This is a genomic window from Escherichia sp. AM3, assembly GCF_032029835.1.
Taxonomy (GTDB): Bacteria; Pseudomonadota; Gammaproteobacteria; order Enterobacterales; family Enterobacteriaceae; genus Escherichia; species Escherichia coli.
The window spans coordinates 1-350 of the sequence record NZ_JAVUPQ010000701.1 but is presented as its reverse complement, the minus strand read 5'-3'; the positions used below and the strand labels follow the sequence as shown (position 1 = coordinate 350).

1 protein-coding gene is annotated in these 350 nt (G+C 58.0%); it reads right to left on the bottom strand.

The features are described 5' to 3' along the window. Positions 1-350: substrate-binding domain-containing protein (locus tag RTW80_RS27970; RefSeq protein ID WP_312721380.1), on the bottom strand; the 350-nt coding region annotated here is incomplete at both ends.

The window sequence follows — 350 nt, the reverse complement described above, 5'->3', positions numbered from 1 at the left end:
ATCCAGTAGTCGTGACCCACTGCTAACTGATTGACCGTGCAGCTGATCCAGCAAAAGCAGCATCGCTTCACGGCCGATGTCATACCGCGGCTGTGCAACGGTCGAAAGCGGCGGATCGCAAAACTCCGAAAGTGAAATATTATCAAAACCGATTATCGACAGGTCCTGCGGCACGCGCAGGCCGTGACGTTTGGCGTAGGATAACGCCCCCAGCGCCATCACGTCGCTGTGGCAGAAGACCGCGGTGGGCGGTTCTGGCAAGGACAGCAATTTTTCCAGCGCCTGCCCGCCCGCTTCAAAGGTGAAATCACCGCGCGCAATGTAGTGCGGATCGACGATAGCCCCGGTAC